Annotated in this window: 13 protein-coding genes and 1 pseudogene; 5 read left to right on the forward strand and 9 right to left on the reverse strand. The window is 61.9% G+C overall.

All coding sequences use genetic code 11. The annotated features are described in order from the left end of the window. The first annotated feature begins 61 nt into the window (after positions 1 to 61). The 5 genes and pseudogenes from ACZ9EJ_RS28210 to ACZ9EJ_RS28230 form a co-directional block, all read left to right on the forward strand. The gene (locus tag ACZ9EJ_RS28210; protein ID WP_476100268.1) at positions 62 to 1,096 is read left to right on the forward strand and encodes an ABC transporter substrate-binding protein; all 1,035 of its coding nucleotides are present in this window, start codon (positions 62 to 64) and stop codon (positions 1,094 to 1,096) included. A 78-nt stretch (positions 1,097 to 1,174) separates the two neighbouring features. Next, complete coding sequence (locus ACZ9EJ_RS28215) at positions 1,175 to 2,005, forward strand: ABC transporter ATP-binding protein (RefSeq protein WP_046639877.1); 831 nt, start codon at positions 1,175 to 1,177, stop codon at positions 2,003 to 2,005. Further along, positions 1,998 to 2,900 (forward strand): ABC transporter permease, encoded by a 903-nt coding sequence (locus ACZ9EJ_RS28220; protein WP_046639970.1) that lies wholly within the window; start codon positions 1,998 to 2,000, stop codon positions 2,898 to 2,900. Before ACZ9EJ_RS28215 ends, ACZ9EJ_RS28220 begins: the two co-directional genes overlap by 8 nt. Positions 2,901 to 2,921: 21 nt before the next feature. Continuing rightward, a complete protein-coding gene (locus tag ACZ9EJ_RS28225; RefSeq protein ID WP_046639876.1) occupies positions 2,922 to 3,926 on the forward strand; it encodes a C-terminal binding protein in 1,005 nt (334 codons plus the stop codon). Between the two features lie 3 nt (positions 3,927 to 3,929). Next, positions 3,930 to 4,219 (forward strand): annotated as a pseudogene (locus ACZ9EJ_RS28230) (LLM class flavin-dependent oxidoreductase); the annotation flags it as partial. 92 nt (positions 4,220 to 4,311) lie between these two features. Here the strand turns inward: ACZ9EJ_RS28230 and ACZ9EJ_RS28235 are convergent. From ACZ9EJ_RS28235 to ACZ9EJ_RS28275, 9 genes are all read right to left on the reverse strand, one after another. Continuing rightward, positions 4,312 to 5,895, reverse strand: a complete 1,584-nt coding sequence (locus tag ACZ9EJ_RS28235; RefSeq protein WP_046639875.1) for a gamma-glutamyltransferase — start codon at positions 5,893 to 5,895, stop codon at positions 4,312 to 4,314. Between the two features lie 24 nt (positions 5,896 to 5,919). Beyond that, positions 5,920 to 6,357, reverse strand: a complete 438-nt coding sequence (locus ACZ9EJ_RS28240; RefSeq protein WP_046627403.1) for a RidA family protein — start codon at positions 6,355 to 6,357, stop codon at positions 5,920 to 5,922. A gap of 27 nt (positions 6,358 to 6,384) precedes the next feature. Next, positions 6,385 to 7,443, reverse strand: coding sequence for an AbrB family transcriptional regulator (locus ACZ9EJ_RS28245; RefSeq protein WP_046627404.1), 1,059 nt, complete (start codon positions 7,441 to 7,443; stop codon positions 6,385 to 6,387). Beyond that, entirely contained in the window at positions 7,443 to 8,762 is a 1,320-nt protein-coding gene (locus ACZ9EJ_RS28250; RefSeq protein WP_052753989.1) for an amidase, read from the reverse strand. The genes ACZ9EJ_RS28245 and ACZ9EJ_RS28250 overlap by 1 nt, the downstream gene beginning before the upstream one ends. Positions 8,763 to 8,780: 18 nt before the next feature. Then, positions 8,781 to 10,169, reverse strand: coding sequence for an amidase (locus ACZ9EJ_RS28255; protein WP_052753990.1), 1,389 nt, complete (start codon positions 10,167 to 10,169; stop codon positions 8,781 to 8,783). Next, positions 10,159 to 11,034, reverse strand: a complete 876-nt coding sequence (locus ACZ9EJ_RS28260) for a hypothetical protein (protein WP_080954009.1) — start codon at positions 11,032 to 11,034, stop codon at positions 10,159 to 10,161. Before ACZ9EJ_RS28260 ends, ACZ9EJ_RS28255 begins: the two co-directional genes overlap by 11 nt. Next, positions 11,018 to 11,680 (reverse strand): isochorismatase family protein, encoded by a 663-nt coding sequence (locus ACZ9EJ_RS28265; protein ID WP_046627406.1) that lies wholly within the window; start codon positions 11,678 to 11,680, stop codon positions 11,018 to 11,020. Before ACZ9EJ_RS28265 ends, ACZ9EJ_RS28260 begins: the two co-directional genes overlap by 17 nt. Before the next feature lie 82 nt (positions 11,681 to 11,762). After that, positions 11,763 to 12,896, reverse strand: coding sequence for an ABC transporter substrate-binding protein (locus ACZ9EJ_RS28270; protein WP_046627409.1), 1,134 nt, complete (start codon positions 12,894 to 12,896; stop codon positions 11,763 to 11,765). 113 nt (positions 12,897 to 13,009) lie between these two features. Then, positions 13,010 to 14,080 (reverse strand): ABC transporter substrate-binding protein, encoded by a 1,071-nt coding sequence (locus ACZ9EJ_RS28275; protein WP_080954010.1) that lies wholly within the window; start codon positions 14,078 to 14,080, stop codon positions 13,010 to 13,012. Positions 14,081 to 14,097 lie beyond the last annotated feature (17 nt).

A 14,097-nucleotide genomic window follows, 5' to 3' on the forward strand; every position in this document is an offset into this window, starting at 1 on the left:
CGCGGAGAAGCATGCGCTTCATCGCGTTCACGTAGATTCATTGGCCGAATAGGGGTATTTTATGAAGGCACTTGGCCTTACGACATTGAGCGTCAAACTTGGTCGCCGCAAGGCTTTTGGCGCGGCGTTCGGCATTGCCGCCGCGCTGATCGCTGGTCAGGCCGCGGCCGAGGGCAAGATCAGGATTGCACAGCAGTTCGGCATTTCCTACCTGATCCTGGACGTTGTTCGCGACCAAAAACTCATCGAAAAACACGGCAAGGAAGCCGGCGTCGACATCGAGGTCGAGTGGGCAAGCATTTCCGGCGCGACCGCGATGAACGAGGCGCTTCTGGCCAACAATCTTGACATCGTCTCCGCAGGCGTGCCGCCGGCGCTGACGATGTGGGATCGCACCAAGGGTGATGTCAAGCTGGTGGCGGCCCTCGGCTCCCTGCCGAACTATCTCATCACCACCAATCCGAATGTCCGTACACTAAAGGATCTCAGCGAGAAGGACCGGATCGCCGTACCTGCCGCTGGTGTTGGCTTCCAGTCGCGAACGCTGCAGATCGAAGCGGCCAAGCTCTTCGGGGCCGACAATTTCCAGAAGCTCGACCAAATCTCCATCAGCCTGCCGCATCCGGACGCGACCGCGGCATTGATTGCCGGCGGCACGGAGGTAAACTCGCACTTTTCCTCAGCGCCCTTCTATTATCAGGCGCTGCAAGGCAACAAGGCCGTGCACAAGGTCATCAGTTCCTATGAGATTCTGGGCGGGCCTGCGACGTTCAACGTTCTTTACACCAGCACGGCGTTCCACGACAAAAATCCGAAAACCTATGCCGCCTTCTACGCCGCGCTACGCGAAGCTGCAAACTGGATCAACACAAACAAGCAGGGGGCTGCAGAAACCTTTATCCGTCAGCAGGGTTCCAAGCTCTCACCTAAACTGGTTCTCGACATCATCAACGATCCCGAGAATGACTTCACGATCATCCCGCAGAACACCTTCGTTTACGCTGCGGAGCTTCACAAGCTGGGTGTGCTGAAGAGAGGAGCCGGTTCCTGGAAGGACTATTTCTTCCCCGAGGCACACGGCGAAACCGGCAGCTGATATCGCATCACAACATTCACGGCTCAGGGTTCGATGCATTGAAAGCGGTTTTGGGCCGTCAACATGATGGAAGTGAGAATGGACGGCATGTCTGCACCCGTTCGAGAGAACGCTGTTCCGCCTTCCCGGCCCCTTCTTTCGGTCGAGGGCGTCACCCTCGAATACGAGGCGCCCGGTCGGGTGGTACGCGCAACGCAAAATGTCAGCTTCGATGTTTGGGAAGCCGATCGCTTCATTCTGCTCGGGGCTTCGGGCTGCGGCAAGTCCACCCTGCTGAAGGCCGTCGGCGGCTTCATTGCACCTCGTGAGGGTCGGATACTCCTGGACGGCCGGCCGGTGCACGGTCCCGGTCCGGATCGCGTCGTCGTTTTCCAGGAATTCGACCAGTTGCCGCCATGGAAAACAGTGCGGGAGAATGTGGCCTTCCCGGTGCGCGCTTCAGGCCGCCTCAGCCGTAAAGAGGCTGCTGAACGCGCCGAGCACTATATCGAGAAAGTCGGCCTGACCCGTTTTGCCGAAGCCTATCCAAACACGCTGTCCGGCGGCATGAAGCAACGCGTGGCCATCGCCCGCGCGCTCGCCATGGAGCCGCGCGTCCTGCTCATGGACGAACCGTTTGCTGCATTGGACGCGCTGACCCGGCGCAAAATGCAGGAGGAACTCCTGGCGCTCTGGGAAGAGGTTCGCTTCACGCTGCTGTTTGTCACGCATTCCATCGAGGAAGCTCTGGTCGTTGGCAATCGTATCGCGCTTTTGTCGCCGCATCCCGGGCGGATGCGGGCCGAGATCAACAGTCATGAATGGGATCTGAAAAGTGGCGGAAGTCCACAATTCCAGGCGGCTGCCAACCGCATTCACCGGCTCCTCTTCGAAGAGGCCGGAGCAGCCGATGGAGCCAGCCATGAGTGACATCTTGAGCCCCGGCCTCGAAACGATAACGCGCGCCATACCACCGGTCCGGCCGGAATATGAGCGACCGCTCGAGCCGCTTGCCGAGACGAAAAGCGAAGAGTTGTTGCCGATATACCAGCGCCTCTGGCAATACGCCTGGCTGAGGAAGAGCCTTATCCTGATCTGCCTTGCCCTCCTGTGGGAAATTGCAGCCAAGCTCCAGGGAAATGAGCTCCTCTTGCCGTCGTTCACCGCCTCGATGAAAGCCTTGGTGGAGGATATTTCCAACGGCATCATTCCAAGCCGAGCCGTGAGCTCGCTGGAAGTCCTGATCAAAGGCTACGCGGCCGGGGTCGTTCTGGCCTTCGTGCTGACGTCGCTTGCCGTTTCAACGCAGGTCGGACGCGACCTCCTGTCGACGCTCACCTCCATGCTCAATCCCTTGCCGCCGATCGCATTGCTGCCGCTGGCACTCCTCTGGTTCGGCCTGGGGCAAGGAAGTCTCGTCTTCGTGCTGATCCATTCGGTGCTCTGGCCGCTGGCGCTCAACATGTATACCGGCTTCACCGGCGTGCCGGAAACGCTGCGGATGGCGGGCCGCAACTACGGACTGCGCGGCTCGCGGTATGTGTTGCTGATCCTTGTGCCGGCTGCGCTGCCATCGATCATTGCCGGGCTCAAGATCGGCTGGGCCTTCGCCTGGCGCACCCTGATTGCCGCCGAGCTCGTCTTCGGCGCCTCCTCGGGCAAGGGTGGGCTTGGCTGGTACATCTTTCAAAACCGGAACGAACTCTACACCGACCGGGTGTTCGCCGGATTGATCATGGTGATCCTCTTTGGCCTGCTGGTCGAAAACGTCTTGTTCCGCCAGCTCGAGCAGCGAACCGTGACGAAATGGGGAATGACGCGCTAGCGCGAAAGCATCGGGACGAGAATGACAGATCGTAAAAAATACGTGGTCGGGATAACCGACCACATGATCGGCGCCCCCGATCTTGAAGCCGAGGTGCTCGGCAATGATGTCGAGATAGATTTCTTCGCCAGCACGGACGAAGCGTCGTTCGCCCCCGATCGCCTGGCAAGGCTCGATGCCCTGATGGTCTGGGGGGCGCCGCTGGGGCAAAAAAGCATCGCGCACCTGACCCGCTGCAGGGGCGTGGTGCGTTATGGCGTCGGCTACGAGAAGATCGATCTCGCGGCGCTCGGCAGCGCAGGCATCCCCTTTGCCAACAACCCCGATTATGGCACTGAAGAAGTCGCCGATCACGCGCTCGCTATGATCCTGTCCTTGCATCGACGGCTTTGGGAACACGACGCTCGTGCCCGCGGCTACACATCGGGATGGCAGATCCACAGCCTCAAACCACTTTGCCGATCCAACCGGGCGACCGTGGGCATTGTCGGCGTCGGGCGAATTGGAACCGCGGTGATCAACCGACTCAAACCCTTCGGCTTCCACATTCTTGGCTATGATCCCGGACAGCCGCCAGGACATGAAAAAGCAATCGGCTATGAACGCACGGGGCGACTGGAGGAGCTTTTCGCCCGGTCGGATGTCGTCACCCTCCATTGCCCGGCGAACGCCGAGACTCGCGGCCTCCTGAACTCTGATGGACTTGCCCGGCTGAAGCCCGGCGCCGTTGTCGTCAACACCGCACGCGGCGAGTTGATCGAAGATCTCGATGCGCTCGAGGTCGCGTTGCGGAGCGGACACCTGGCCGCTGCAGCAATCGATACGCTGGTCAAGGAGCCACCCGGTGACCATCCGTTGCTGACGGCGTGGCGTAACCGGGAGGACTGGCTTGCCGGGCGGCTGGTTATCACGCCGCACAATGCCTTCTACTCCGATCATGCAGCTGTCGAGATGCGTCTGAATGCGGCGAAGACAGTCAGGATTTTGCTCGATGAAGGAAGACTTCGAAATCAGGTGACAGATTAAATCATGAGCAGCCGTTCCGAATTTATCTGGTACATCCCCAATGACGTCAAAGCCGGCCACCGAGGCGATGCGGCTGATCCGGATCACAACAGCCTGGACACCCCAACGAGCCAAGCAGAAGCTCTGGAACAGCTTGGTTGGAAAGCGCCCTCATCGGCACGGGCCGGAGACGGCCCGACACTTTCACGATCACCACGGCGCTCGTCGCCCGGACGACGACTTCGAGCCGCTGATTGCGGTTCGGCCGGGCTATTAATTTCGCCCCCTCCGCGGCAACCCTCGATCACCTGACTTTATGTCGTTGATGCCTCGGTCATTCCGAGCATCGCGTCCGGCCCTGTCCATGCGGCGGTTCTGGCGATCGCCGAAAACTTCTCCGCCGCCTTTACCGGCCGATAATGCTTTCCTCCAGGCTGGTATCGCCCCAGGGCGCCATGATCTCGGTGGCGCCGCAGTTGCGGCCCTCGCTGCGCATCACGCCAACCGGCACCGCGAAGGCATAAGGGTGGACGGTGCGCCTGGCGGCGACAGTCGGCGCAATCTCTGCCAGCGCCGACTGGATCTCCGCGGAGAGATCCTCGTCGGCAATGATTTGCGAGAGGCCGCTGACATCAATCCGCGGATGAAGAAATGCCTCTTCCAAGCTCATGCCAAAATCGACCATGTAGCTGATGAGATTGGTGACGGCCGGCAGGATTTTTCGTCCGCCGGCAGCGCCGATCGCAAACATCCGGCCGCGGTGTTCGCCGATCGTCGGGCAGACATTCATCAGGCAGGCTTTTCCGGGCGCAAGCGAGTTCGGTTTGCCCGGTTCCGGGTCGAACCACATGATGCCGTTGTTCATCAGCATGCCGGTCGAAGGCGCGACGACGCGGCTGCCGAATTTCGACAGAAGCGTCTGGGTGACATTGACCATGTTGCCGGCCTTGTCGACGACACTAAAGGATGTCGTGCAGGGGGCAGCTTCCGTATCACAGCTCTCGTCGCCGGCATTTTCGAGCCGGTCCTGATAGGCCGCGCGCAAGGCACGGGCCATGGCGGCATAACTGCCGGAATCAGGACTTTTGCCGGTCGAGAGCTCAGCCTCCATCAGCCGCAGCGTCGTCACCAGTTCACTGCCCGCGCTGAGACCGGACGGCGCATGGATCGTTGCATCCCTGTAGGAGACGGTGCGGGCCGGGCTGACACGGGCGCGGTAAGCTCTCAGGTCCTCATGCGACAGCGGATTGCCCTTGTCGCGCATGTCGGAGACGAGTGCCTCGGCCAACTGACCTTCGTAGAAATCCCGTGGCCCGGCTTCCGCCAGACGCCACAACGCGGCCGCCATGACGGACTGGTCGAGCCGGCTTTCCTTGGTATCGGTCCAGCCGGCAATGTTCGGCCATTGTCCGTCAATGAGGAAAAGCTTTGCCGCGTCCTTGTCCTTCGCCAGCTGACGCGTCACCGAAGCAATCATCAGCGAAGCATACCAGTCGACCAACATGCCCTTTTCCGCCAGAGCCACGGCCGGCGCCAGAAGCTCCGCCCAGGGCCGCGTCGCATAATGCTGGTGGGCAAGCTCCATGCCGGCCACAAGGCCGGGGACAGCAATCGAATGAGGACCAAAAATATTCCGGTCATCCCTGACGCGCGCCCAGGTGAAAAGGTCCGATACGCCGCCGCTTTCGACCATTGGATAGTCCGAAAGCCTGAGCCCGGCCGGCGCGCGCATGCCGAACTCGATCGTTTCGGCTCGCTTTTCGCTAGCCCGCCAGAGCGTCATCATGCCGCCGCCCATCGGGCCGCTCATCCATGGCTCGACCACGCCGAGCGCGAAGGAGGTGGCGATCGCCGCATCCATCGCATCGCCACCCTCTGCCAAGATCTTTGCTCCGACCTCGGCTGCGGTCCGATGGTGAGCGGCAACCAGTCCGCCGTTGCTCCAGACGACATCCTTGCTGACACGCTGCGTCTTTGAAAAATTGCTCATCAGGCGGTCCTCGGGATGCGGATGTCAGTCGTCGTTCGGCACGTAGGCGATGACTTCTATCTCCAGCCCGCAATCCATCGGCGTGCGGCCGGCCTGCAGGCGGGCGCGGGCGGGTAACGTCTCGCGGCTGGAGAAATATTTGATATAAACCTTCTCGAATTCTTCGGCCTGGGTCTGGTCCTTCAGCCAGACATTGGTCTTCAGCAGGCAATCCATGTTGGAGCCGGCTGCCTCGACCAGTTTCTTGATATTCTCCATGATGATCTCGACCTGCCGCGGGAACGGTGTGTCGGGCATAGGCGGAACCTTCGTGCCGGCAATCCGGGCAGCGGCAACCTCGGCGCAAAATGCCGCGTCGAAAGGCGCCAGCCCCGAAAGATAGAGCATGTCGCCGTAACGGACGCAGAGATTGTAGGCGCCGCCGTTTTCTGGCACGTCGGCCTTGATAATCTGCTTGTGCATCGAATTGTCTCCCTGTTGATGTCAGCTTTAACTTGGCTTCCAGCGATGCAGCATGTGAACCATGCTGCGCGCCACGAAGGGGCCGAAGATCGAAACGGCGAATAGACGCAGCGTCTGCAGCGTCATGACGAAGGTCATGTCGGCTCCGGCATTGACGGCAATCAGCGCGATGGAATCGATGCTGCCCGGCACAGTCGCCAGAAGCGCGCTCATCAGGTCGACGCCGGCGATAACCGAAAGCACGGCACCGGAAGCACCGCAAAGCAACATCAGCAGGAATGCGGCACCGACAAGCGCCGGCAGCGCACGGGCTCCGGCACGCAAGATATCCGGCGTCATCCGAAGGCCGATATGAGCACCGAAGGCAAGATAGGCGAGCGCCACCAGCCAGGCCGGCACGGCGAGATTGACGCCGGCAACCTGAAGCGCCCCGGCAAGCGTCAAGGGCACCAGCGATGCCGCTGATGGAATGAAGCGCAGATAACGGCCACTGAGCGCGCCGACGAATGCCAGGCCCAGCACGATCGATATCGAGGCGAGATCCGGCGCAGACCCGGCAGCTGGATGCGCAACCGCAGCGCCAACGATAAAGAGCGCTGCGACGACCATGGTTGTGATGACCACCATCAGCCGCACCGTCTGGATCAGCGCCACGAGACGGCTGTCGAGACCGTGCTCGTGCGCCATGGCAATCACGGTACCTGCCATTCCCGGCAGAAAACCCCAGATCGCTACCTCGCCGTCTATCCCCGACATGCGCGCCGACATCCAGCCGGTAAAGCAGGAGGCAAGGAAGGTCAGCGCTACGAAGACGATGACGATCGGCCAGATCTCGCCCATCCGCACCAGCAGCGCGGGATCGAGATGGGCGGCGATCAGACATCCGGCAACACCCTGTGCCATGCGGTGCAGGACGCCGGGAATACGAACCTCGCAGCCGCCCCGCGCCATGACGATGCCGACGACCATCGGGCCGAGCATCAATGCGGCGGGAAGCGAGAGCAGTTGCAGGACCTGTCCGAGGATGAGGCCCGGTGCCAGCAACAGCAGCCATTGCAGCGACACCGGCAATGTCGAGACCTTCATCACGATTTTGAAGGCCGCGCCTCGATGCCTGCAGCGCGCAGACGATCTTCCACCGCTGCAGCCTGCCGCAGGAGGGCAGCATCCTCGCCCGGACGGGCAACAAGCTGCAGGCCGACCGGCATGCCTGCTGGGCCGAAACCGGCCGGAATGGTGACACTCGGGCAGCCGAGCAGGGTCCAGCGGATATTATAGGTTGCAGGCCCGGTCCGTTCGATGCCGAGTGGCGCCTCACCCGGTGCGGATGGAGTGATAAGGAAGTCCGTATCGCCGAACAGGGCGTCGAGATTGGCAAGGGCACGGTCCCGCGCCGCAAGTCCGGCCTGCCAACCTGCAAAGGTGCTCTTTGCCTGCCGCTCCATGAAAGCATGAGTGTCCGGGGTCAGCTTGTCCCAATGAAGGTCGCGGTCGGTGCTGAGCGCGATCGAAGCCTCCCAGCCGAAGACATCGTCCTGCGCCGGGCCGAGCGCCTCGAACCAGGCCGGTACCGCCTTTGTCGACACGGAACCAAGCACGGAGGCGGCCCGTTCGAGGGGCGAAAAATCGGCGACAGGTTCGTGGACCGGCAGGCAGAGACCCATTTTCGAAAGCGGCAGAGAGCCTTCAGGGGTGAGAATATCCGGAACAAGCTCCGGACGCCGCATGCAGACCGAGACGAGCAGCGCGAGGTCGCGGAGGTCGCGCGCCATCGGCCCGACGACATCGAGCGTCCGCGACAACGGCTTGACACCAAAGGTCTCGATCAGTTTCGGCGACGGTTTCATTGCCGCAACGCCGCAATAGGCGGCCGGGCGGATGGTGGAGCCTGAGGTCTGGGTGCCGAGGCCGAGCAGGATCAGCCCGACACCGAGCGCCGCCGCCGTGCCACTGGAAGAGCCGCCCGGCGTGCGCTTCGGATCGAACGGATTGACGGTGGCGCCGGGGGATGCGGTGGCAAATTCGGTCGAGACCGTCTTGCCCATAAAGACCGCGCCCGCCTGGCGGGCGAGATGGACGACCGACGCATCCCGGCAGGGCTGCCAACCGGGATAGGCAGCCGAACCGTATTCCGTCGGCATGTCGCGCGTCTCGATGACATCCTTGATGCCGAATGGGACGCCGGCAAGTGGCCCTTTTGGCGCCACGGCAGCGAGCGCACGGGTCTTTTCCGGCGCGTGATGGATGAAGGCGCGCAGCGACGGCTCGGCCGTGGCGATGCGATCGAGCCAGATTTCGGTGACGGCCTCGGCAGTGAGCGTGCCGGCGGCAACGGCCTTGGCGATCGCGCGTGCGCTCATCGCGGTGATGTCGGCGGCGGATGGCTTTGACGAATTCATAATCATGATGTCACCTTCGGGATGTCAGGCTGAAAGTTTCGGACGACGCATCGCCCAGGGGCTGGCGGCTTCAAGCTGGCCGGCCAGACTGAAAAGCAGAGCCTCGGCACCGAAAGCCGCCCCGAAATGCACGCCGACAGGGATACCCGCTTCGGTCCAGTAGAGCGGCACGCTCATGGCCGGGCAGCCGGAGGCGTTGAAGACCGCCGTCAGCGGCGCGTGGTTCCAGAAGCGCTGGAAGAATTCCTTAACGCCGAGGCCCACGCCCGATAGATGGCCGAGTTTCGGAGCCACTTCCGCCGTCGTTGGCGAGAGATAGATGTCGTAGTCGGAGAAATAGCGGCCCATCGCCCGACTCGACTGATGCAGCGCGTCAATTGCGCCGAGATAGTCGGTGCCGGACAGTCCCTCGCCCATATTCACCCACTCGGCATTGACGGGTTCAAGCAGTGCCAGCGGATCGGCGATGTTTTTTGCCTTGGCAAGGTTGCGGGTGCCGCGGGCAATATTGACGGCCGCAATGGTCAGCCAGGCCCGGCTCACCGCATCGCGGTCATAGTTCGGAGCGGCCAGCTCGACCTTGTGGCCAAGCTTTTCGCAGAGAGCGGACGCCGCTTCGACGGCTGCCCGGCAATCGGCATCACCAGTGACTTCCATGCCGATCTTGAGCGAGCGCGGCGGGCGGGAGACGGCATCGAGGAAACTGCCTTCCATCGTAGGAGGCCCCCAGGGGTCGCCGATATCGGCGCCGTGCGTGACATCGAGCATGGCGGCACTGTCGCGCACCGACCGGCTGATCGCATGCAGCGTTCCCATGCCGCCGACGGTTTCGACGATGGCGGGACCAAAGGGATTGCGCCCGCGCGAGGGCTTGAGGCCAAAGACGCCGCAATGGGCGGCCGGGACGCGGATCGAGCCTGCGCCATCCGAGCATTGCGTCATCGGCATGATGCCGGCCGCGACCGCTGCGGCAGCGCCACCGGAAGAGCCGCCTGGCGTGCGCGTCAGATCCCAGGGGTTCCGGGCCGGCCCATAAAACGTGCCTTCGGTGGTGAAACTCAGCGCCAGTTCGGGCGTGTTGGTGCGGCCGAGAAAGGCAAAACCCGCCTGTCGCAAGCGGGTGCCCATCGTGCTGTCGGCGGAGCTGACGACATCCCGATGAAGCCGCGTGCCCGAGGTGATCGGCATGTCCTTCAAAGGCACGCCGGTATCCTTCAGGAGAAGTGGCACGCCAGCAAAAGGCCCCTCGGTCGCGTAGGACGTTTCATCCGGAAAATGGTGCACGACCGCGTTCAGGCTCGGATTCAATGCCGCGATCCGGGCCTTCGCCTCCTTGACGAAGTGATCCGGCGCCACTTCGCCGCGTCTGACCAGATCCGCCATGGCGAGCGCGTCGAGACTGTCATAGTCCATTTTCAGTCCTTTTAAGTCCTGTTTCCGCGGCTCCGACAGATGCCGCCGCATGCCAGAGAAGGGTCGATGTTCCGGCAGGCAGCCGGGCTTCGGGACGCCGTCCTTTCAGGACGAGCGTCCGTCGGCCCAGCCGCCGGCCGGCGGCTTCTCTTGCCTCAACCATAAAAATTCCGTCCGGCGGCAGGATCTGCATCACATCGAATTGCCAACCAGTCGGGCCGGCTTCGATCGTCGTCTCGAAAGGGCGCCCGAGCAGGCGTTCCGCCTCATCCAACCGACCGCTCCTGATGAACTGGCGGACCTGGCTTGAGGAGATCCGAACGCCCTCCTCCCCCCGATCCCGGCAGTCGCCGACAACATGGGTCGCGAAACCGCACATCCGGCCCATCGCCTGCAGCAGCGGCACGTCTCCCGCGCGGAACTGGCCAAAGCGGAAATCGGCGCCGGTCACGACCGCCGAAATGCCAAGCCGCGCGACGAGATGGTCGAGCACGAAACTTTCTGCCGGCTGGCCTGCAAATTGCGCGTCGAAGACGGGCGCATAGATGAGGTCGATGCCCGCCTCGGCCAGAAGCCGACTCTGCAGAGCCTTGCCCGAAATCAGGAACCCCTGCTCTCCCCGGAAATGATGTCGGGGATGCGGGTCGAATTGCAGGATCGCCAGAGGGCTTCCGGTTTTCCTCGACCGCCGCGAGGCAAGCGCGAGCAGCGCCTGATGGCCGAGATGCAGACCGTCGAAATTGCCGAGCAGCAGGACTGAACCACGCAATTCGTCCGGCAGGGCACCGGCGCCGTCATGGACGACCGGAGCCTGCACAACGAAGCGGTCCTGCTCCATGGCAACCATGTCAGCCGAGTGTCGCATACCAGTCGATCACCTCTGATACGGGAATGCAGTCGGCATATTTCTTGTGCATGTCGTAGAGATTGGCGAAATGCGGGCTCTCATGTAGGTCGGCCACGCATTCGATCGGCACGATCGTCCGGTAACCGCGCGACAGGCTGTCGACCACGGTTGCCCGCACGCAGCCGGAGGTCGAGCCACCGGTGACGATGACCGTATCGGTCTTGTGGTATGTGGCGAGAGACGCGATATGTGTCTCGAAAAAGGCGGACGGCATCTTCTTGTTGAGAATGACGTCACCCTTCACCACGTCGAGGCGCGGATCGAGCGCCGCGCGCGGCGATCCTTCCTTGATATTCTGCAGGCTGTCCGGCGTATCGGTGCGGGAACCGAACACGCCGCAATCGTCGCCGGATTCCGAAAAGGCGACATAGGTCCAGATGACCGGCAGGCCGAGCCGGCGGGTCTCCGACGCCAGCTTGTTGATGTATTCGGTCTGGTTCGGATCCGTCTCATAGCCTGTCTTGTAGATGTCCGGCTGCGTATAGGCGCATTGCAGGTCGACATTGATCAGCATCGGGCGGGTGCCGAAGCCGTAACGCGGACGTGTAGGGTTCTTGCTCAGATGTTCGAACATCTGGCGGGCAGTCATATCGGACAGTTCCATATCGGCTCCTGCGGGCTGCACTGCAATCGTGGTGGCGAGCCCTTGAGGTTCAGGCCTCGCCTTTTGTCGGAGAAGCGTCGGCTCAGCCCTTGCTCATCCAGTCGAGCCAGCGAAGGCGGACCTGATCGGCATTCGCCACCCACCAGGCCTGATCGATCTGCACGTTGCGGGCCGAATTTTCCGGGTAGCCGGGAAGCTGCTGCTTCATCTCGGCCGGGATGTCGCCGTAGATCGAGGTATTCGCCAGGCTGAACGGCATCTTCGTCGCAAAGCCGAGCGAACCCTTCGCCATCAGCGCAAAGGCGATCAGCTTCTGCGCATTGGCACCGCCGGGTGCGGACTTCGGGATAACCCAGTAATCCTGTTCGACGATGCTCTGGTTGAAGGTGAAATCAACCTTGCCGGACCTCTTCTTCTCATCGAGTGTGCGCGACAGGCTCGACCCCATCAGGTCGACCTCGCCATTCTGCATGAGGACACCCCACTGGGAGGTTTTTTCGACCCAGAGATTGATCTTCGGCCGCAACTCGTCGAGCGCCTTGAAGGCGTCGTTGACATTGATCGGGTAGATCTTTTCCGGCGGAACACCAGCCGCCATCAGGGCGATCTCGAAGGAAGGCCGGGGCTGGGCATACAGGGCGCGACGTCCCTTGAAGCGGGTCGTATCGGCCCATTCCTTCCAGTCCTTCGGACCGTCCTTGCCGAACAGCGTCGTGTTCCACGCGATCACGGTCGAAAAACCGACCGAACCGACGCCATATTCCTTGATCACCTTCGGGTCGATCTGCTCCTTTGGCACGATCTTGAAGATCAGGTCGTAATCGATCTTCTGCAGAAGGCCCTTCTTCATCGCCAGTTCCATCTGGGTGCCTTCGGCATCCAGAAGGTCCCATTCGACATTGCCGACATTTTCCATGACTTCGAGCTTGGCGATGTCGGGCACGGAAGCGGTCGAGACGTTGACGCCGCTCACCTCGGAAAACGGCTTGAACCAGACCTCCTTCATGGCGTCGGTCGAGGCGCCGCCCCAGGTGCAGACGACGACGTCGCCGGAACCCTTCAGCAGCGACATGTCTTGCGCCAGGGCAGGCTTGATGCCGGTAGCAAGCGCAAGGCCCGTGGCTCCCATCCCGGCGAGAAAACTGCGGCGGTCGAGTTCGGTGCCTGTGGTCTCCGCCGGCTGAACGGAATTGGATAGGTCATTCTCTTTCATCATGGGATGATCTCCGGAGGGGATGGATGAGAGACATTCGGCATGCCTTGCCCGGGCCGGCGCGACATCCGCGCCGGCTAAGGCAAAAATTGCAGCTCAGAGAATGGAGCGCCGGCTCAGCGGCTGCTCAGCCAGTTGAGCCAACGGGTCTGGACTTCCGCATCATGCTCCAGCCACCACTGGGCATTGATCGTCAGGCTGTTGACCGAGTGTTCCGGCGTGCCGGGCATCTTCGCAAGAAGCTCCTTCGGCAGTCCGTCATACGCCGTCTTGTTGGCTACGCTGTAATAGGGAAACAGCTTGAGCGACGCCCGCTGGCCCCCGGCCCGCATCATCCAGGCCACCAGTTTCTGGGCGTCCTTGACGTTCGGTGCGCCCTTGGGAATCGTCCAGAAAGACTGTTCCATGATGCTCTGGTTGAAGTTGATCGCGAGCGGCTCACCCTTGTCGATCTGGGTGACCGTGCGCCCAAGGCTCGATCCCATCAGATCGACTTCCTTGTTCTGGATCAGCACGTCCCATTGCGAGGTCTTCTCGACCCAGAGATCGACGCTCGGGCCAAATTTCGCCAGCGCCTTGAAGGCACGGTCGATATCGATCGGATAGATGTCCTTCGGCGCCACACCGTCAGCCATCAGCATGATTTCCAGCGTCGGCTTCGGACGGGCATAAAGTGCACGGCGGCCCGGGAACGCCTTCTTGTCGAAGAATTCCGTCCAGTTGGCAGGACCTTTCTTGCCGACAGTCTCGGTATTCCAGGCCATGATCGTGCCGAACGCGATCGAACCAATGCCGTATTTCGTCATCTGGGCCGGATCGAGCTGGTCCTTCGGCACCAGCTTTTGCATCAGGTCGTAATCGATCGGCTCCAGCAGGTCGCCCTTCATGGCCTGCAGCATCTGCGCGCCTTCGAAATCGACCACGTCCCATTCGACATTGCCGACCTGGCTCATGATCTTCAGCTTGGCGACGTCGGGAATGGAGGTGAAGGTGACGTCGATGCCGGTTGTCTTGGGGAAATCGCCATACCAGGCGGCGTGCATCTTTTCGACCGTCGGGCCGCCCCAGTTGTTGACCACGAGCTTGCCGGTGCCCTTGAATTCGGGGGGGACTTCCGCAGCATGGAGGCCGATCGGCAATGACATCGCGAGTGCCACGAGGGCGGACAATCCAAATCTAGATTTCATCGGTCTCTCCTGTCGGA

Source organism: Neorhizobium sp. USDA 3394 (assembly GCF_056280385.1).